The following is an 18,144-nucleotide window of genomic DNA, read 5'->3' as shown; positions in this document are numbered from 1 at the left end:
ACTGGACATGTCCTCATGGCGAGTCCTCGGGCTGCTCTCCGGCACGTCGATGGACGGCATCGACGTCGCCGCCGCCGAACTGAGCACCGCGGGCGACGGCGTCGCCGCACTGCGGCCGCTCGGGTTCGCCGAGGTCCCCTACCCGCCCGCGCTGCGGGAACGGCTGGCGGCCGCGCTGCCGCCCGCGGCCGTGGACGCGCACGAGTTCTGCGTGCTCGACACCGAGATCGGCCGCGCCTTCGCCGACGCGGCCCGGCACGGCATCGCCGAGTTCGGCGACGCCGACCTGATCTCCTCGCTCGGCCAGACGCTCTACCACTGGGTGGAGGACGGGCGGGCGCGCGGCACCACCCAGCTCGGCCAGCCCGCGTGGATCGCCGAAGCCACCGGGCTGCCGGTGATCGCCGACCTGCGCGCCCGCGACATCGCCGCGGGCGGGCACGGCGCCCCGCTCGCCGGGGTGCTCGACGCGTTGTGGCTCGCCGACCGGCCCGGCCCGGTCGTCGCGCTCAACATCGGCGGCATCGCCAACATCACCGTCGTCGGCGGCCCGGAACCGCTCGCTTACGACACCGGGCCCGGCAACGCGCTGCTCGACGCCGCCGCCGCGCGCGTCACCGGTGGTACGGCGGCCAGCGACGTCGACGGGCGGCTCGCCGCGGCGGGCCAGGTGCGGGCGGAACTCCTCGACCGGCTGCTCGCCGACGGCTACTACCGGTCGGAGCCGCCGAAATCGACCGGCAAGGAGCACTTCAACGCCGCCCACCTCGACGAAGCCCTCCGCGGCGCCGGGTTCGACGGCCACGAACCCGACGGGCCCGACCTGCTCGCCACGCTCACCGAGCTCACCGCCGCCACCGTCGCCGACGCCTGCCACCGGCACGGCGCGCGCGAGGTCGTCGCCTCCGGTGGCGGGGTGCGCAACCCGGCGCTGCTGGCCGCGCTGCGGCGCAGGCTCGGCACCGGGGTGGACCTGCACGTCAGCGACGACCTCGGGCTGCCCGCCGCCGGCAAGGAGGGCTACCTGGCGGCCCTGCTGGGCTGGCTGACCTGGAACGGGCTGCCCGGCAACGTGCCCGGCACGACCGGTGCCGACGGGCCCCGGCTGCTCGGCTCGATCACCCCCGGGACCGGACCGCTGCGCCCGCCCGAGCCCGCGGCCGCACCCGTGCGGAGCCTGCGCATCACCCATTCCACGACACTGGAGGCCGAATGAGGTCGATCGATCTCATCGTGATCGGGCTGTACCTGGTCGCGATGCCGCTGCTGGGCCTGCTGCTGAGCGGCAAGCAGCGCAGCTCGCAGGAGTACTTCGTCGGCAGCCGGACCCTCCCGTGGTGGGCGGTGTGCTTCTCCGTCGTCGCCACCGAGACCTCGACGTTGACCGTGATCAGCGTGCCGACCGTCGCCTACCTCGGCACCTTCACCTACCTGCAGCTGGCCATCGGCTACCTGATCGGCCGGATCATCGTCGCGTTCGTGCTGCTGCCCAAGTACTTCGCCGGGAACCTCGTCAGCGCCTACGAGTTCCTCGGGAAGCGGTTCGGCACCGGGTTGCAGGGCACCGCATCGGTGACCTTCCTGATCACCCGGCTGCTCGCGGACGGGCTGCGGCTGTTCGCCACCGCCATCCCGGTGAAGGTGATGGCCGAGGTGTTCGGGCTCGACATCTCCTACTGGCAGATCGTGCTGGCCCTGTCGGTGCTGACCGTGATCTACACCTACCTCGGCGGGATCAAGGCCGTGGTGTGGGTGGACGCGATCCAGATGTTCGTCTACGTGGCCGGGGCCGTGCTGACCGCGGTCGTGCTCGCCGGGGACCTGCCCGGGGACTGGCTCGCCACCGCCTGGCAGGAGGGCAAGTTCCAGCTGTTCGACTTCGGCTCGTCCATCGTCACCGAGCAGTACGCGTTCTTCACCGCGGTGATCGGCGGCGCGGTGTTCGCGATGGCCTCGCACGGCGCCGACCAGCTGATGGTGCAGCGGCTGCTGTCCTGCCGGAACCTGCGGGACAGCCAGCTCGCGCTGATCACCAGCGGTGTCGTGGTGGCCGTGCAGTTCGCGCTGTTCCTGTTCATCGGCACCCAGCTGTGGTCCTTCTACCAGGGTGCCGATCCGGCGGCGCTGGGCATGGGCAGCGATGACGAGCTGTTCCCGCGGTTCATCGTGACCGAGCTGCCGCCCGGCGTGTCCGGGTTGCTGATCGCGGGCATCCTCGCCGCGGCGATGAGCACCCTGTCGTCCTCGCTGAACTCGCTGTCCACCTCCACCGTCAGCGACCTGTACCGGCGCATCGGCGGCAGCGGGGCGGACGATTCGAGCGTGCTGCGGCTCGGCAAGGTGTGGACGCTGATCTGGGCGCTGGTGTTCGTGGTGTTCGCGTCCCTGTTCAGCAACACCGACAACCCCGTCGTGGAGATCGGGCTGAGCATCGCCAGCTACACCTACGGCGCGCTGCTCGGCGCCTTCCTGCTGGGAATGCTGGTGAAGCGGGCGCGGCAGAGCGACGCGATCACCGCGTTCGTGGCGACGCTGGTGGTGGTGCTGGTGCTGGCGTTCGGGGTGACGTTCCCGGACGGCGAAGGCGGCGAGGCGTCGCTGGCGTTCCCGTGGTTCACGCCCGTCGGGGTGCTCGTCACGCTGCTCGTCGGCGGCCTGCTGTCGCTGCGGCACCCGGCGCCGCCCGAAGCGGAGAAGGCCGCGGCCACCGCCGACTCCGCCTGACATCGCAGGTGAACGGCCCACTCGCGCGGGCGGGTGGGCCGTTCACCACCGACTCGTTGTTATTAGCGAGTGCGGGATGATCAGTGTGATCAACGATCAGCACTGCTCGCGCGGGCGGATCAGAGCAACAGCAGCGGCAGGATCGCCACCAGCAGGCAGAACACGAACCAGCCGATCAACAGCCCCACGATCAGCCGGCGGTTCGGCGTCGCCTGCGGGCCCGGCCCGATCGCCCCCGCACCGAACGTCACCATCGGCGCCCGGTAGAACACGTCGACCTGCCCGCCCGCGTGCACCGGGACCACCGCGGTCGCGGAACCGAACCGCCACAGGTAGTTCACGTGCAGCTCGACCTGGTACTGCCCCGGCGGCACGTCGACCACCGTCCTGCCCCACCGCGCGACCGGACCCGGTCGCCCGTTGATCGTGATGCCCGGCTTCAGCAGGCCCATCGTGAACGCCAGCGGGTCGTACGAGGAGTCCAGCACGAGGCGCCCCGCGCCCGCAGGCGGCGCCGTCGCCGGGTGCGTCGGTTGCTGGCCCGGGTACGGCTGCGGGGCCGGTCCCGAGCTCGACTGCGGCGGCGGAACCGGTCCGGATCCCGGGTACTGCGGGATCGGACCCGAACTCGGGTACGGCTGCTGGACAGGTCCGGACTGCGGCTGCGGAAGCCCCGGATGCGGGCTGTTCGGCTGGGACACGGGGCCTCCTGAACGGGCGCGAAGATCGCGAGTCACACCGTAGTTCGCACCGCCGCTCGAGGGGGCCGGTTCCGCAGAACCGGCCCGACCCACCGGGCAGGGATCAGGCGCCGTCCTGGTCCGAATCGGCGGAGAGCACGATCGACGCCAGGTAGCCGTCGTCCTCCGGCACCACCTTCAGCAGCATCGAGTCCTCGAAGATGTTGTCGCCGTCGTTGAACGTGTCCCGCCCCGTGTGCTCGCTGTAAGGCGCCCGCGCGAACACCGCCGAGTTCAGCTGCTCGTCGAACATGAGCTGGCTGGTCAGCACCCGCTCGTTGCTGACGTGCACCATCACGTGGACGTGCACCGTGCGGCCCGTGTACCAGCCGGGCCAGATCGTGGTGAACTCGACGACGCCCTCGGCGTTGCTGACCTGGGCGCCGCGCAGGTAGCGCTTGTCGTCGGTGGGCACCAGGTCCTGGTCGCCACCGCCGCCACCGGGTCCGCCACCGCCCGGCTTCTCGCCGTTCTCCGGCGGCGGTCCCGGCGGCATGCCACCGCCGCCACCGGAGGACTGGTCCTCGGCCCCGGAGTACAGCCCGGCCGCATCGCAGTGCCAGATCTCCACGACCGCGTTCGGCAGCGCCGCGCAGGTCTCGCTGTCCTGCACCTTCAGCGCCAGCCGCAGCCGCACGCCCTGCCGGTCCTCCCGGATGTCGCTGCGGACCTTGTCCGCGTCGAAGTAGTACGGCCCCTGCGTGGTGTCCGGGGTGAGCGTGCAGGTGTTCACGTCGGAGAACAGGTCCGACGCGTCGGTGGCGGTCTGCGGGGTGAGCGCCTGGCTCTCCCCCGTGGAGGTGGTGACGGTGGTGCTACCGCCGGCCTGCGACCCGCACGCCGCCAGCAACGTGCCCAACCCGATCGAGCCGACGCCGGCGAACATCGATCGCCTGCTGACCCGCTGCCCTTCGTGGTGATCCGACATGCCGCCCTCTTTCGCAGTCTCGTTCGCGGAACGAGCTCGAAGTTAGAGCGGCGAGCTGCGAGGAGGCTGGGAACCGGCTGCGAGATCACCGGGCGTCCGGCGGATCAGTCCGCGGCGGGTTCCCCGGCCGCCGGATCCTCCGGAGCGGGCACCGCGTCCGGAGCGGGCGCCGCGTCCGCCGTGACCGGAGCGGGCACCGCGTCCGGAGCGGGCACCGCGTCCGGAGCGGGCGCCGCGTCCGCCGTGACCGGAGCGGGCACCGGTTCCTGCTGCGCCGACGTGGGCGCCGCGTCCGCGGGCGCCGCGCCATCGGCCACCGCTTCCGGCGCCGGGCCCTCGCCGGACTTCTCGGCCTTCCCGGACTTCCCGCCGCGCAGCCGCTGCGAGATGACGGTGGTGATCCCGTCCCCGCGCATGCTCACGCCGTACAGCGCGTCGGCGATCTCCATCGTCGGCTTCTGGTGCGTGATGATGAGCAGCTGCGAGGTGCTGCGCAGCTGGTCCAGCAGGATGATCAGCCGCCGCAGGTTGGTGTCGTCCAGCGCCGCCTCGACCTCGTCGAGCACGTAGAACGGCGACGGGCGCGCTCGGAAGATCGACACCAGCATGGCGACCGCCGTCAGCGACTTCTCCCCGCCGGACAGCAGCGACAGCCGCTTGACCTTCTTGCCCGGCGGCCGCGCCTCCACCTCGATGCCGGTGGTGAGCATGTCGTCCGGGTCGGTGAGCACCAGCCTGCCGTCGCCGCCGGGGAACAGCACCGAGAACACCTTCTCGAACTCGGCGGCGACGTCGTGGAACGCGGACTGGAAGACCTCCAGGATCTTCTCGTCGACCTCCTTCACGACGTCCAGCAGGTCGCGGCGGGTGGACTTGATGTCCTCCAGCTGGGTGGACAGGAAGCGGTAGCGCTCCTCCAGCGCCGCGTACTCCTCCAGTGCCAGCGGGTTCACCTTGCCCAGCAGCGACAGGTCCTTCTCGGCGCGCTTGGCGCGGCGTTCCTGGGTGGCGCGGTCGTAGGGCACCGACGGCGGCGTGGTGACCTCTTCGCCGCGTTCCTTCGCCGCCTCGTACTCGGCGACCTCGGCGGGGCTCGGCGGGACCGGAACCGTGGGGCCGTACTCCTCGGCGAGGTCGTCGAGGCCGATGCCGAAATCTTCGATGATCTTGGATTCGAGCTGTTCGATGCGCAGCCGCTGCTCGGCGCGCACCACCTCGTCGCGGTGCACCGCGTCGGTGAGCTTCTCCAGCTCGCCGCTGAGCTCCCGCACCCGGGCGCGCACCGCGCCCAGCGCCTGCTCGTGCTCGCTCTGCAAGGCCTGCGCGGTGTCGCGCTCCTCCGTGGCCGCCCGCAGCGACACCGCAATGCGCTCCAGCGCGGTCTCGGCACCGTCCACGACGGCCTGCGCGACGCGGGCGCCGCGCTCCCTGGCCTGGCGGGCCGCTTCGGCGCGGGCGCGGGCTTCGCGCTCCTGCCGGGCGGCGCGGCGCAGCTGGTCGGCGCGGCCCTGCACGGCGCGGGCGCGTTCCTCCGCGGTGCGCTGGCCGAGGCGCGCGTCCATCTCCTCCTGGCGCAGGGTGCCGAGCTCGCCGCCGAGCCGGTCGCGCAGTTCGGTGTCCGGTTCGGCCTGCTCCTCCTGCTCGTTCTTGACGGCGGCGAGGCGCTCCTCCAGCTCGGCCAGCGAGGCCAGCGCCTGTTCGCGGGACTGCTCGACCTTCGCGCGCTGCTGGCGGACCCGCTCCACCTCGGCGGCCGCGGACTGGGCGGCCTTGCGCAGGCTGGAGACGCGTTCGGAGCTGCGGGCGGCGGCGATCTTCGCCTCGTTGATCTGCTCCTGCACGGCGCGGACCTCGTCGCGGCGGGACTGCTCCTCGGCGCGGGCGCCTTCCAGCGCGGCCGAGTGCTGCTCCTGGCGGCGCTGCGCGGCGGCGAGCTCCTGCTCGGCTTCGGCGACGGCGGCCTGCACCTCGATGACGCTCTGCCCGTCGTCGGAGCCGCCGGTGGCCCAGTGCCCGCCGAGCACGTCGCCGTCGCGGGTCACCGCCCGCACCTCGGGGTTCCGCCGCACCACGTCGCGGGCGGCGGGCAGGTCGTCGACGACCGCCATCCGGTCCAGCGCCGTGGTCACCGCCGCGCGCAGCCCGTCCGGGGCGCGCACCAGGTCCACCGCCCAGCTCGCCCCCGCGGGCAGCTGCGGCCAGCCGGTGCGGTCCGGTTCGCCCGCACCGCCGACGAGCACCCCGGCCTTGCCCGCGGCATCGGACTTGAGCAGTTCCAGGGCGCGCACCGCGTCGTCCACTCCGGACACGGCCACCGCGTCCGCGACGGCGCCGAGCGCGGCGGCCAGCGCGGCCTCCGCACCGGTGTCCACGGTCAGCAGCGCCGCCACCGAACCGAGCAGGCCCGGCACCTTCTCCCCCGCGCCGAGCAGCGCGCCCGCACCGTCCTTGCGGTTCAGGCCCATCGACAGCGCCTCGACCCTGGCCTGCCAGGACGCGATCTCGCGTTCGGCGGCGCGCTCGGCCTTGACCAGTTCCTCCACCCGGGAGCGGGCGGCGTCGCGGGCCGCGGCCGCGTTCGCCTGCCGCTCGGGCAGGCCCGCGTCGTCGGATTCCTGGCCGCCGCTCTCCGCTTCGGCGTCGGCGAACGCCGTCTCGGCGACCTCGGCGCGCTCCTGCGATTCGGCCAGCGAGACGTTCAGCCGCTCCAGCTCGTCGGAGGTGGCGCTCGCCTTGCTGCGCATCGACTCGACCTGGCCGGAGAGCCGGGCGACGCCTTCGCGGCGGTCGGCGATGGCGCGGACCGCGGCCATGTGCTCGCGCTCGGCGTCCTTGAGCCGGTCCTCCAGCTCGGAGCGGCGGCGCACCACCTCGGCGAGGACTTCGCGGGCCGTCTCGACCTCTTCGCGGAGCTCGATCTCCTGCTCGGCGGCCTCTTCGGCTTCGGCGTCGAGCTGGTCGGGGTCGCGTCCGCTGCGCTGCTCGGTGTTCTGCGCGGTGAGGTGCTTGTGCCGTTCCGCGGCGAGGCGCAGCGTGCCGTGCAGCCGTTCTTCCAGCGCGGACAGCCGGTACCAGGTGTCCTGGGCGCGGTTGAGCCGCGGCGCGTCGGCGGCGACCTTCTCCTCCAGCCCCTTCTCCTCGGACTGGGCGAATTGCAGGCCGCGTTCGACCTCGGCGCGCTTGGCCTTCGCCTCTTCCTGGTCGGCCTGGTCGCGGGCCAGCTCGGCGCGGGAGGACAACAGGTCGTCGGCGATGAGCCGCAGCCGGGCGTCCCGCAGGTCGGCCTGCACGGTCTGCGCCTTGCGGGCGATCTCGGCCTGCTTGCCGAGCGGCTTGAGCTGGCGGCGCAGTTCCCCGGTGAGGTCGGTGAGCCGGGTCAGGTTGGCCTGCATCGCGTCGAGCTTGCGGAGCGCCTTCTCCTTGCGCTTGCGGTGCTTGAGCACGCCCGCGGCCTCTTCGACGAGCCTGCGGTGCTCGTCCGGCTTGGCCTGCAGGATGGAGGCGAGCTGGCCCTGGCCGACGATGACGTGCATCTCGCGGCCGATGCCGGAGTCCGACAGCAGTTCCTGCACGTCCATCAGGCGGCAGCTGTTGCCGTTGATCTCGTACTCGCTGGCGCCGTCCCGGTACATCCGGCGGGTGATCGACACCTCGGTGTACTCGATGGGCAGCGCGCCGTCGGAGTTGTCAATGGTGAGCGTGACCTCGGCGCGGCCCAGCGGGGCGCGGCCGGAGGTGCCGGCGAAGATGACGTCCTCCATCTTGCCGCCGCGCAGGTCCTTGGCGCCCTGCTCGCCCATCACCCAGCGCAGCGCGTCCAGCACGTTCGACTTGCCGGAGCCGTTGGGCCCGACCACGCAGGTGATGCCGGGTTCGAAGCGCAGCGTGGTGGCCGAGGCGAAGGACTTGAACCCCTTGAGCGTCAGGCTCTTCAAGTGCACGGCTGCGATCGACCTTTCCGCGAGTGCTGCCTGCGTGCGGCGTTCGGCAGAGCCTACCCGCCGCGATGTTCACCACCGGCGGAACCGGGCCCGGCGGGCGGGTCAGCGTTCGACGAACCCGGTGCGGTCGCCCTTCGGCTCGGACCACTGCTCGGCCACGTGCTCGACCGCGCCGGGGGTGTCGCCGGAGCGCAGCGCGGCCAGCAACCGCTCGCAGGCCTCCCGCGGACCTTCGGCGACGACTTCGACGCGGCGGGCGGGCAGGTTGGTGGCGCTGCCGACCAGGCCGAGTTCGAGGGCGCGGGCCCGGGTCCACCAGCGGAATCCGACGCCGTGCACGTGCCCGTGCACCCAGGCGGTCAGCCGGGCCTGCTCGGCGGTCGCGGAAGTGTCGTCGAGATCGCTCACACCTCGCATGATGCCCGTCGCCCGGGGCCGCACCGACCGCGCCCCGCACGCTCCGCGATCATCCATCACTCGAAGGTGTGGCCGCGGTGACTTCTCCCGGCGAATCACCAGCGCACGGCCCGGATGATCGACGGCGGGCGCGGCACCCGGGCCGAACGGGGCTTGCCCCGGCGGCTACCGTGTCGCGAGATCCACGCGCAACGTCCGGAACGTCGAATTCCGCCCGAACCGGACGCCGCCGGTATCAGCGGTACGGGTGCGCCGGCCCGTGCCGTCGGGACTGAACGAGTGGGACACGATGGACCCTTTAGCACCTGACCCCGCCGCGCAGGCCGGGGAACCGACCGGGACGCGGTCGCGAAGACTCGCCCTGTGGGCGACGACCGGAGTGGTCGTGGCCACCGGTTTCGCCGCCTCCGCGGCCGTCGTCGTCGGTGATCACGAGCGGGATGCGGCCGAGCGGTTCCCCGCCGTCTCGCCGAGCGAGACGACGCTGCAGACCACCACCGGCTACCCGGGGGCGCCGCAACCGGTGGGACCGCCGCAGCTGGCCCCGCCCGCGGGCACGTCCGCCGCGGACATCTCGTCCAGCGAGGCGGAGCTGACCAGCGAGACCGCGGAGAGCAGCTCCCGGCCGCCGGACGACGGTTCCGCACCGCCGCTCCCGCCGAGCCCGACCTGGGTTCCGCCGGACACCGGCACCCCGAAGCCGCCGCCTCCGCCGCCGACCACGTCGGAACCGGAGCCGCCGCCCACCTCGACGACTCCGCCGCCGACGAGCCCGCCGGACACCTCGGAGCCCACGCAACCGCCGACGGAGTCCACCGGCTCCACCGGCCCGTCGGCCTCGCGCACCGAAGCGCCGACCACGCGCAGCAGCTCCGCCGAGGAACCGACCACCTCGGCCACCTCGTCGGCACCGTCCTCCGCCGACTCGACCGGCTGATCGTTCGCGGCCGTTCGGCCGGACCGGCTGCCCCGTTCGCCCGGCACCGGCGGTCGAACGGGGCAACGGCCGCGCCGCGGCGCAAGGGGCCCGCCGAACCGTGCTAGACACGGAGTTCCACGTCCCCGAACGCGCCGCGCCGACCGCTGCTCGCGCGCACGACCACACCTCCACGAGGCATCCACGATGAGCGAATCAGAGGCGACCCCCGCTGCCGGTGGCAAGCGGGGGCGCAAGCAGCTGCGACCCGACCCGGCCGACGGGCCGGTCGCCGCCTTCGCCTACCGGTTGTGCGAGCTCAAGGAATCCGCGGGCGACCCGTCCTACGACCGGATGCGCACCGATTTCGGGGCGGCCGCGTCGAAGTCGGCGTTGTCCTCGGCCGCGCGCGGGCAGGACCTGCCGTCCTGGGAGACGACGTGGGAGTACGTGCGCAGCCTCGCGGTGGGCGCGCTCGGGCAGGACGCCGACACGGTGCGCCGCGAGTGGTCCCGCCGGTGGGAGCACGCCAGGGCCGCCGCCGAGCAACCGTCCGCGCCGGAGGCCGAACCCGCGGTGCGGCGCGACGCTCCCGCCGCCGAACCCGACCCGGAGTCCGGCCCGGACCGGGCGCGCCGCCGCGGCTGGATCCTGGCGGGCACCGGTGCCGCGGTGGTGCTGGTGGCGGTGGTGCTGGGCTGGTACCTGCTGTCCGGCCCGGAGCGACCCATCCCGGGCGACGCGTCGGTGATGCTCGGCGAGACGGTGCCGGACGACACGCCGATCCCCGCCGGGACGAGCTTCGTGAAGTCGTGGGACATCAAGAACGTGGGCCGCGTGCCCTGGACCGGGCGCTACCTGGAGCAGACCGGGGAGCGCGTCGGGGACGCCGAGTGCACCGCGCCGCAGCGGGTGTGGATCCGGGACACCCCGGCCGGCGAGCAGGTGCGGATCACCGTTCCGGTCGTGGCGGGCGAGAAGACCGGCCAGTGCAAGATCGCCTGGAAGATGGTCGACGAGCACGGCGAGCTGTTCTTCCCGGATCAGGCGCTGCGCCCGGTGTTCTTCGACATCCGCGTGACGCCGGGTTCCGCCTGACCCGTTCCGGAGGGGGTGCCTCCGCCCGTTTTTCCGGGACGAAGGCACCCGCCGTCCGTCTTCCCCAGGGGTTGGTCTCGGATTCCCCATGTCCGCGCCTCTCCCGGTGGTTCGAGTGATCGCCGCAGACGTACCGGTCGCGGAATTCCGCGGCCGGTTCCCCACGTGCGGCGATCGCTCCGGCAGCCTGCGGGCGATCCCCCAGAAGGTCGTCCGCCGCTGCCGTGCCGACTACGTTGCCAGCCGCTGCGGGCCGCGTCGAGCGATCATTGGCCGCGACCGCCGGGAACAATGTCCGCGCAGGTAGGCGAATTGTCCACGGGACAAAGCGGGCTCAGGCCGGGTCGCCGGTGACGAGCAGATCGGCCCTCGCCCGGGTGGGTGACACGAGGTCGGCGTTGCGCTCGTCGCTGCGCAGCACCCAGTCCCGCGCCTCCGCCGGGGAACGGCCGTAGCGGACGTGCCGGGCGATGAGCCGGGACAGGCGTTCGCCGTCATCGGGCGCGAGGAACCACGATTCGTCGAGCAGTTCCCGCACCCCGTCCCACGGTGGTGAATCCAGCAGCAGGTAATTGCCCTCGGTGATCACCAGCGGTGTTTCCGGGTGGATCGCGATGGAGCCCGCGTACGATTCCTCGACTTCGCGGTGGAATTCGGGCGCGTACACCGTTTCCGCGCCTTGGTTCCGGATCCGGTGCAGCAACGCCACGTATCCGGCGGCGTCGAAGGTATCCGGAGCGCCCTTCCGGTCGTGGCGGCCCAGCCGGTGCAGTTCGGCCTCGGCGAGGTGGAAGCCGTCCATCGGCACCAGCACCGCCGCCGGGCCCAGCTCGGCGAGCACCGCGTCGGCGACGGTGCCCTTGCCCGCGCCCGGCGCGCCGGTGATGCCGAGGACGCGCCGGGTGCCGCTCGCGGCGAGCGCGCGGGCGCGGCGGACCAGTTCGTCGAGCGCGACGGTGCTCATGCGCGCGCCTCCCCGCGCAGCGAGGTCTCGATGTCCTCCAGGCTGCGGCCCTTCGTCTCGGGCAGCTTCCGGTACAGGTAGGTGAGCCCGACGATGCCGAGCACCCCGTAGATCCAGAACAACCCGGTCGCGGTGAACGCGTTGATCAGGGTGAGCACCGAGATGGAGATGACGAAGTCCAGGCCCCAGTGCGTGACGGTGCCGATGCTGGACGCCTTGCCGCGCACCGCCGTCGGGAACACCTCGCTGTTGATCAGCCAGATGGCGAGGCCGAGGCTGGCGGCGAACGCGGCCTCGTAGAGCATCAGCCCGATCGTCAGCAGCGTCCCGAGCCCCTGCACGCTCGGCAGCAGGTACAGCGCGCCGAGCCCGAACAGCACCACGATCACCACGCTGGTCCCGCCGATGAGCAGCGGCCGCCGCCCGACCCGGTCGATGAGCAGCAGCGCGATCGCGGTGAACACCATGTTGGTGGCGCCGATGCCGACCGAGGACAGGATCGCCGCCGAATCACCGAGCCCGGCCTGCTTGAGGATCGTCGGCGCGTAGTAGATGACGGCGTTGACGCCGACGAGCTGGTTGGTGGCGGCGACGGCGACGCCGAGCAGCACCGCCGGGCGCAGCCGCGGGCCGAACAGGTCGCGGTAGGTGAACCGGCGCTCCTCCCGCATCGTCTCGCTGATCTCGGCGAGCTCCGCTTCCGCCTCGTCCGGGGTGCGGGTGCGCAGCAGCGCGGCGCGGGCCTGCTCGGTGCGGCCGCGCGCCAGCAGCCAGCGGGGGCTCTCGTCGAGCATGAACAGCCCGGCGAGCATCAGCAGCGACGGCACGGCGGCCAGCCCGAGCATCCAGCGCCACCCGCCGCTCTCGGCGAACGCGTAGCCGACCAGGTAGGACGCGAAGATCCCGATCGTGATCATCAGCTGGTTCATCGACACCAGCCGGCCGCGCAGCGCGGGCGGCGCGATCTCGGCGATGTAGGTGGGCACCACCAGCGAACTGGCGCCGATGGCGAGGCCCAGCACCACCCGCGCCGCGATCAGCACGGCCACGTTCATCGCGAGCGCCGACAGCAGCGCGCCCACCGTGAACACGGCCGACACCAGCAGCAGCGTGCGCTTGCGGCCGAAACCGTCGACGACACGACCGCCTCCGACGGCACCGGCGATGGCGCCGAGCAGCAGCGAGGCGACGACGACCTCCTGCATGCCGTCGCCGAGCCCGAAAGCGGGGGCGATGTAGAGCAGCGCGGCGGAGATGACGCCGGTGTCGTAGCCGAACAGCAGTCCGCCGAGCGCGGCGATGGTGGCGGCACCGACGACGGCGCCGCGTCCGGTCCCGGGTGTGGCTGCGGTGCTCATGCTCGGTGCGTCCTCCTGGGTCGTTCTTCCGCGGCTCGGCCGACGAGACGCTAGAGGACGACCGCCGTGATGACCAGCGCCGGTGCGGAGCGGGGATGTGGCACGCGGGGTGGCGGGCTCGCCCGCGGCGGAGCCCGGGGTGTGCGGCCCGCTGCGGGGCTGGAGTGAGCGGCTCGTGGGCCGGGCCCCGTCACGGCCGTGCCGCTCAGCCCTCGGTGTCCTCGGCCGTCTCGGTGATCAGTTCGCGCACGTAGTCGGCGAGCCGCCGGTTGTCGCAGGGCGCGACCGTGCTCCACCGCCGCCCGTCCCCGCTGGTCCGCACGCTGTGCAGGTACCGGCCGTCCGGGGTGTCGTGGAAACCGACGACGCGGTCCGCGCGGCGCGGCACCGTCGACCGGCTCCGGGTGTGCTCCACGCCGAACTGGCCGCGCATGCCCATCCCGTCGGCCATCCTCGCCAGCACCGCGGCGTCGTCGGCCACCACGCCCTGCCCGCGCAGCTCGTCCTCGAACACCCGCAGGTCCTGACCTGCGCGGGCGCTGGCGTCGAGCAGCACGTCGTTCGGCACGCTCACCGGGCGTCCGCCGCCCGGGGGTCCCTCCCCGGCGACGGACACGACGGCTTCGGGCAGCGAGCTCCCCCGCACCGGCGTGAACTCCACGACGTCACCGTCGACGACCGTCACCAGGCCCGCGTTGCCGTTCGCGGAACCCGCAGCCCGGATCGACCGGTCCGGCGCCCAGATCCGCAGGTCCACCGACAGCTGCGGCCGGTCCAGCAGCACCAGCAGGTCAGCGAAGTCCTCGTCCAGCCGGTTCTCGCCGGGTTCGGCGAGCCGCCGCGCCCGCAGGTCCGCCCACGCCTGGGCGACGAGCCGGGCGCGCTCGGTGTGCGTGGCGCCGGGGCTGGGCACCGTGAGCACCGCGTGCCTGCGCCCGGTCAGCCCTTCCGCCTCGCACACCACGTCGAACTCCAACGCGGAGAGCACGATCTGCTCGCCATCGGCTCCGGGACGCACCGTCAACCCTGCTTCTTCCGGTCGTCACCCGGGTCGTCCGCGCCGAACACCGGCGGGGCCACCAGGCGGTTGTCGTCGAACGGGGTTTCCTCTTCGTAGTACTTGTTCTCGTGCTCGGCGTCGTCACCGGACTTGCCCTGGCCGCGGGTCGCCGCCGGGCCCATCGCCGAGCCCGGCGCGGGCTTGCTCGTCGCCGAGCCGCTCGCCGTGCGCCCCGCCGTGGTGTCCCCCGGTCCGCCGACACCGGACGAACCGCCGCGCAGCGAACCGGCCTTGCCCTTGTCCGCGCCCGCCGAACCACCGCGCACGCTGCCCTCGGGCGCACCGGCCTTGCCGCCGAGCATCTTGCTCGCCGCGACCGCGCCGATCCCGGCGACCGCCGCCCCACCGGCACCGATGCCGAGGACGCCACCCAGACCGATGCCCGGCTTCCCGTCCTCGTCCGGGTGCGGCCCGGAACCGGGCTCGCCCGCGCCGCGGCGCGGTTCCTCCTCGGCGCCGCTGCGACCGCCCGGAGCGCGGTCGTCGTCCGGGGAACCGCCCGGGCGCTCGCCGCTGCGACCACCGGGGCCACCGCCGACCGCGCCGCCGATCCCCAGGCCCGCGCCTCCCCCGGCACCACCCGGCGCCGACCCGGACGATCCCGGCGAGGCGAACGCGCCGATGCCGCCGCCCGCCACACCGCTCGCCGTCGCCGACTGCGCGGACACCGCCGCGGGCTGCATCTCCGGCATCGGCTGGAAGTTCTCCGCCTGCGATACCGTCGTGTCCCGGTACGAGGTCAGAGCCTGCTGCGCGACCTGCTTGCGGCCGTCGATCTTCTTGGCCTCTTCGTCGTAGTCGCTCGTGTAGCCGAAGTAGCCCAAGCCCTTCTCGATGAAGTTCTCGGACTTGTCGTTGTGCATCTCCGACTGGTTCGGCAGCGTGTTCTTCGCCGACTCGTAGCCGCGGCCCTGCGCCTCCACGCTCGTCGCCGACGTCGCCAGCGGGTCCTGCGACTGCTGCATCACCGCCGACTGCTGCTTCGTCGCCTCCTGCGCGATCGAGCCCGCGTTGCCGGTCCACTCGATCTCCAGCTTGCCGAGCTCCACCCGCAGCGTCTCGTCCAGCTCCGTCACGATCTGCGCGCACTGCTGCAGCGCCGACGCGGCCTGGTCCATCGACTCGGTGCCCCGGCCGTCCTTGATCCGGCCGATCCAACCCAGCAACTCCGGGATGTCGAAACCCTCGAAGCGCAGGTTCCTGATCGGGTTCAAATCCTCCACACCGGCCCCCTGGATTCCGCTCTCTCAGCCCTGCGCCTGCAGGTTCGACACGGCGAACTCCGCCGCTTGCTTGGCTTTGGCGCACAGGTCCTGGTTGCTGACGGTGCCGGTCAAGGTCGGGCTGTAGAAGACCTCCAGCGTCTGGCCCTCCGCCACGTCAACGTCCACCCGACACCCGAGCGCCTCCAACCCCGCGCTCCCCTGCCCCTGCTTGGCGGGAAAGCCTTCGATCACATACGCCGCCGCTGTTTCCGGGAAGGGTTCACCGGACCGGTCGTAGGCATCGTCGATGCCCTGGTTCAATGCTTCGATCTCGATCGAGACATCGGGCTCGGCACCGGGAATGCTCAGCCAGACACAACCGGGTGCTTCCCCGGGGGCTGCCGCATCCGAACGCCCCACGCCCACCTGGATCTGCTGCTCCGGAGTGAGCAGGCCGCAGACGTCCGCGCTCTGCTTGTTCACGACCGGCAGCTCCCGGGGGCGATCCGGGGCGGGTTGGGGTGCCGGAGTCGAGGTTCCAGATCCACTCTCCTGGCCCTGGCTCAGCGCGCACCCAGTCACGGACAGCGACACCAACGCCGTCAGGACCGCCCAACGGCCCAGCGAGAAAAACACGCGCACCGCCCTCACTCCACGTCGCTGAACTTGAACGACGACTCGATCTCCTCGTCGGTGAATCCGTACGCGCGCGCGGCTTCGCCGAGTTGGTTCGCCAACTCCTGCACGTTCAAGACGTACGAGTGCAACCGTTCAAAGTGCGCCTCAGGACCGACCACCAGGTTCTTGTTCCACACGGCAGATGCGGCGTTGCTGATCTCGTCGTCGGCCGCGGGCCTCACCATCAAATCCTTGCGAAGACGCGCGAGCTTGTTCTGCGCATCCTCCGCCGCTTCCCCGATCACCCGCCGCGCCGCCAGGACGTTCTCCGGGGTGACGGTGATGGTCTGGCCCGGCCCGCCCGGGGCGGGGGGCGGTGCTGGTGCGGTCATCGCGGGGAACCCCCTAGTCGCGGCTGCTGATCACCAGTGCGACGCAGACAGTAGCAGCGGCGGTTCCACCCCAGACCCGACTTCCACCAACTTCACACCGACCGCACAGCCACCACCCGAACGGGCCCCGACCATCGTCGGAGACGAGATCGTCGAGCGCCTCCGAACGCGTCTTCGGCGTTCCCGGCCCAGCCCCACGCTCTTCCGCACTACGACGCCCCTGAGCTGTTCTCAACCCTGCGCCTGCAGGTTCGACACGGCGAACTCCGCCGCTTGCTTGGCTTTGGCGCACAGGTCCTGGTTCGAAACGTCGTCGCCACCGATCGACGTGGTGCCGACTTCGAGCGTCTGGCCTTCCGCAGCATCGACGTCGACGAAACAACCGAGGTTCTCCGCGCCCGGGATCTGCCCTTGTAACGCACCGAAGCCCTGACCCAACGTGAAAATCGCGGCGACGTTCGACGAACCGTCCGACTTCTGGCTCTGCGAGTCTTCGAAGCTCAACGGCGCAACCGCGATCGTGAGTCCCACACCGGAGGTCTCCTGCCCGCTCAACCACGTGCATCCCGGAGTGTCGAACGTACCCGACTCGGCTTGAGGCACACCCCTACCGACACCGAGCGTCCCGACCTGTTCCGGTGTCAGCACTGCGCACACCGCATCTTCCTGCATTCCCGCGACGGGAAGGTCCCGGGGGCGTTCGGGGAGACCGAGGCCAGAACCAGCGCCCTGATCGGTGGCAGGAGGCGGTGCGGCGGGAGCCTCGTTGAGAGCGCACCCGGCCAACAGCGCGGGGACGACGACCAGCAGTCCCAGCTTCGAGCAAACCGAAGTCACGCCGTTCCGCGTCACGAGGCCCTCCGATCCGCTCTCTCAGCCCTGCGCCTGCAGGTTCGACACGGCGAACTCCGCCGCTTGCTTGGCTTTGGCGCACATGTCCTGGTTGCTGACGGTGCCCGCGATCGTGGGGGTGTAGAACACCTCGAGAGTGCTCTGCTCAGCGACGTCGACGTCGACTCTGCACCCCATCCCTTCCAGCCCGGCGCCGCTCTGGGCTTGCCGCGCCGGAAAACCTTGCACGGTGTACGACGCCGCAGTCTCCGCGAACGGCTCACCCGCACGCTCCGCTGCCTCGGCGAGCCCCATGGGGACGGACTGGATCTGAACTCCCGCGTCAGGATTCGCGCCAGGGAGGCTCAACCAACCGCAGCCGACTTCTTCCCCGGTCAACGGCCGCGAGCGCCCCACCCCCACGGCCGCTTGCTGATCAGCCGAAAGCAACGTGCACAACTCCGGGCTCTGCTTCCCTGACAGGGCCAAATCCCGCGGCCGCTGCGGGCCGGGCTGTGGCGCGGGCGCACTGCCTTCAGGCGAAGGCCCTGGCTCTTCCCCTCCACCTAGCGCACACCCGGTCCCGGCCAACCCGACCACCGCGAACACCACAGCCCAACGAACGACACCGAAAAGCACCTGCACATCCTCCTACAACTGAGCTTCGCTCGACTGGAACGAAGCCGAGATCTCCTCATCAGCGAAGCCGTAGGCATTCGCCGTTTCACCGAGGCGACTCGGCCAGTTGCTCGACGCCGCGGGGCTCCTGCGGCGTGAACTCGACGGCCTCCGCCGGTTCTCGATCCCCGGCGCGCCACCAGCACGTTATCCGGCGCGGCCGTGGTGGCCTGGCCGCGCTAGGAGCTGTTTAGGAATTGGTTTTGGTGAGGTCGCGGAGCCAGATGTTGATGGTGGCGATGTGCACGGTGGCTTCGTAGCGGACGGCGAGTTT

Annotated in this window: 16 protein-coding genes; 3 read left to right on the top strand and 13 right to left on the bottom strand. The window is 72.0% G+C overall.

Annotated features, from left to right (window positions below; all coding sequences use genetic code 11):
- Positions 1-7: 7 nt before the first annotated feature.
- Together ABZ805_RS14595 and ABZ805_RS14590 are read left to right on the top strand one after the other, a co-directional pair.
- Positions 8-1,216 carry an anhydro-N-acetylmuramic acid kinase gene (locus ABZ805_RS14595; RefSeq protein ID WP_358439516.1) on the top strand — a complete coding sequence of 403 codons (1,209 nt, stop codon included), beginning with the start codon at positions 8-10 and terminating at the stop codon, positions 1,214-1,216.
- Positions 1,213-2,724 carry a sodium:solute symporter gene (locus tag ABZ805_RS14590; protein WP_358439513.1) on the top strand — a complete coding sequence of 504 codons (1,512 nt, stop codon included), beginning with the start codon at positions 1,213-1,215 and terminating at the stop codon, positions 2,722-2,724. The genes ABZ805_RS14595 and ABZ805_RS14590 overlap by 4 nt, the downstream gene beginning before the upstream one ends.
- A 119-nt stretch (positions 2,725-2,843) precedes the next feature.
- On the opposite strand, the gene ABZ805_RS14585 is transcribed toward ABZ805_RS14590, so the two are convergent.
- The 5 genes from ABZ805_RS14585 to ABZ805_RS14565 form a co-directional block, all read right to left on the bottom strand.
- Positions 2,844-3,425 carry a hypothetical protein gene (locus tag ABZ805_RS14585; RefSeq protein ID WP_358439510.1) on the bottom strand — a complete coding sequence of 194 codons (582 nt, stop codon included), beginning with the start codon at positions 3,423-3,425 and terminating at the stop codon, positions 2,844-2,846.
- Positions 3,426-3,528: 103 nt separating this feature from the next.
- Entirely contained in the window at positions 3,529-4,392 is an 864-nt protein-coding gene (locus ABZ805_RS14580) for a protocatechuate dioxygenase (RefSeq protein ID WP_358439507.1), read from the bottom strand.
- Positions 4,393-4,496: 104 nt separating this feature from the next.
- Entirely contained in the window at positions 4,497-8,333 is a 3,837-nt protein-coding gene (smc, locus tag ABZ805_RS14575; protein WP_358439504.1) for a chromosome segregation protein SMC, read from the bottom strand.
- A gap of 102 nt (positions 8,334-8,435) precedes the next feature.
- Positions 8,436-8,750 (bottom strand): acylphosphatase, encoded by a 315-nt coding sequence (locus ABZ805_RS14570; RefSeq protein WP_358439674.1) that lies wholly within the window; start codon positions 8,748-8,750, stop codon positions 8,436-8,438.
- Between the two features lie 501 nt (positions 8,751-9,251).
- A complete protein-coding gene (locus tag ABZ805_RS14565; protein WP_358439501.1) occupies positions 9,252-9,650 on the bottom strand; it encodes a hypothetical protein in 399 nt (132 codons plus the stop codon).
- Between the two features lie 223 nt (positions 9,651-9,873).
- Between ABZ805_RS14565 and ABZ805_RS14560 the strand changes: the two genes are divergently transcribed.
- Positions 9,874-10,764 (top strand): NBR1-Ig-like domain-containing protein, encoded by an 891-nt coding sequence (locus ABZ805_RS14560; RefSeq protein ID WP_358439499.1) that lies wholly within the window; start codon positions 9,874-9,876, stop codon positions 10,762-10,764.
- A 334-nt stretch (positions 10,765-11,098) separates the two neighbouring features.
- Here the strand turns inward: ABZ805_RS14560 and ABZ805_RS14555 are convergent, their stop codons facing one another.
- From ABZ805_RS14555 to ABZ805_RS14520, 8 genes are all read right to left on the bottom strand, one after another.
- A complete protein-coding gene (locus ABZ805_RS14555; RefSeq protein WP_358439496.1) occupies positions 11,099-11,728 on the bottom strand; it encodes a nucleoside/nucleotide kinase family protein in 630 nt (209 codons plus the stop codon).
- Complete coding sequence (locus ABZ805_RS14550) at positions 11,725-13,086, bottom strand: sugar porter family MFS transporter (protein ID WP_358439493.1); 1,362 nt, start codon at positions 13,084-13,086, stop codon at positions 11,725-11,727. The genes ABZ805_RS14555 and ABZ805_RS14550 overlap by 4 nt, the downstream gene beginning before the upstream one ends.
- Positions 13,087-13,291: 205 nt before the next feature.
- The gene (locus tag ABZ805_RS14545; RefSeq protein WP_358439671.1) at positions 13,292-14,104 is read right to left on the bottom strand and encodes an ESX secretion-associated protein EspG; all 813 of its coding nucleotides are present in this window, start codon (positions 14,102-14,104) and stop codon (positions 13,292-13,294) included.
- A gap of 2 nt (positions 14,105-14,106) precedes the next feature.
- A complete protein-coding gene (locus ABZ805_RS14540; protein ID WP_358439490.1) occupies positions 14,107-15,369 on the bottom strand; it encodes a hypothetical protein in 1,263 nt (420 codons plus the stop codon).
- A gap of 24 nt (positions 15,370-15,393) precedes the next feature.
- Complete coding sequence (locus ABZ805_RS14535; protein WP_358439669.1) at positions 15,394-15,933, bottom strand: DUF3558 domain-containing protein; 540 nt, start codon at positions 15,931-15,933, stop codon at positions 15,394-15,396.
- A 65-nt stretch (positions 15,934-15,998) separates the two neighbouring features.
- Positions 15,999-16,361, bottom strand: a complete 363-nt coding sequence (locus tag ABZ805_RS14530) for a hypothetical protein (protein ID WP_358439487.1) — start codon at positions 16,359-16,361, stop codon at positions 15,999-16,001.
- A gap of 231 nt (positions 16,362-16,592) precedes the next feature.
- On the bottom strand, positions 16,593-17,198 hold the full coding sequence (locus ABZ805_RS14525; RefSeq protein ID WP_358439666.1) for a DUF3558 domain-containing protein: 606 nt from the start codon (positions 17,196-17,198) through the stop codon (positions 16,593-16,595).
- Between the two features lie 36 nt (positions 17,199-17,234).
- Positions 17,235-17,792, bottom strand: a complete 558-nt coding sequence (locus tag ABZ805_RS14520) for a DUF3558 domain-containing protein (RefSeq protein WP_358439663.1) — start codon at positions 17,790-17,792, stop codon at positions 17,235-17,237.
- Positions 17,793-18,144: the final 352 nt, after the last annotated feature.

The sequence above is a fragment of the Saccharopolyspora sp. NPDC047091 genome (assembly GCF_040643635.1).
Lineage (GTDB): Bacteria > Actinomycetota > Actinomycetes > Mycobacteriales > Pseudonocardiaceae > Saccharopolyspora_C.
The sequence above is the reverse complement of the archived record's forward strand: the minus strand, read 5'-3'. Positions and strand labels throughout refer to the sequence as shown.

Coding starts and splice junctions, on each gene's coding strand:
- ABZ805_RS14595 (WP_358439516.1), top strand. CDS start 8: ATGTCCTCATGGCGAGTCCTCGGGCTGCTCTCCGGCACGTCGATGGAC.
- ABZ805_RS14590 (WP_358439513.1), top strand. CDS start 1,213: ATGAGGTCGATCGATCTCATCGTGATCGGGCTGTACCTGGTCGCGATG.
- ABZ805_RS14580 (WP_358439507.1), bottom strand. CDS start 4,392: ATGTCGGATCACCACGAAGGGCAGCGGGTCAGCAGGCGATCGATGTTC.
- ABZ805_RS14570 (WP_358439674.1), bottom strand. CDS start 8,750: ATGCGAGGTGTGAGCGATCTCGACGACACTTCCGCGACCGCCGAGCAG.
- ABZ805_RS14560 (WP_358439499.1), top strand. CDS start 9,874: ATGAGCGAATCAGAGGCGACCCCCGCTGCCGGTGGCAAGCGGGGGCGC.
- ABZ805_RS14555 (WP_358439496.1), bottom strand. CDS start 11,728: ATGAGCACCGTCGCGCTCGACGAACTGGTCCGCCGCGCCCGCGCGCTC.
- ABZ805_RS14550 (WP_358439493.1), bottom strand. CDS start 13,086: ATGAGCACCGCAGCCACACCCGGGACCGGACGCGGCGCCGTCGTCGGT.
- ABZ805_RS14530 (WP_358439487.1), bottom strand. CDS start 16,361: ATGACCGCACCAGCACCGCCCCCCGCCCCGGGCGGGCCGGGCCAGACC.